Here is a 338-nt window from a genome sequence, read left to right as displayed (position 1 = left end):
GGCGTCAGTGCATCCACTGCGCCACTAATCCAGACAACCGCCGGGAATGCTGCTGCACTGCCATGGCCCGGCTGTCAGAACCCAACGCTACCTGGTGCAACTGCAGACCCAGCAACTCATGGGCCAGACGAGCAATTTCCTCCCGGTTCGCCGATGTGAGCGACCCGTTATCCCTTGCCAGTAACATCAGCGCCACCAGCTGCGATGGCGACCAGTCGGCCCCTCGTAATGGGGCATTGACGGACCGCGACAACAGATACCGGGACAGTGACGAGACGGCCTCCGGCGACGAAACACCACTGGGCTGCCATTGCCATAAACCGTGGCCCAGTTGCAAC

General features: G+C 61.5%; 1 protein-coding gene. It reads right to left on the bottom strand.

Annotation, left to right across the window (positions count from 1 at the left end; genetic code table 11):
* Positions 1 to 4 precede the first annotated feature (4 nt).
* Positions 5 to 338, bottom strand: a 334-nt coding sequence (locus Q4563_RS17765) for a hypothetical protein (RefSeq protein ID WP_303605445.1), incomplete at its 5' end; no start/stop codon positions are given.

This window comes from Gilvimarinus sp. 1_MG-2023 (assembly GCF_030548285.1).
The sequence above is the reverse complement of the archived record's forward strand: the minus strand, read 5'-3'. Positions and strand labels throughout refer to the sequence as shown.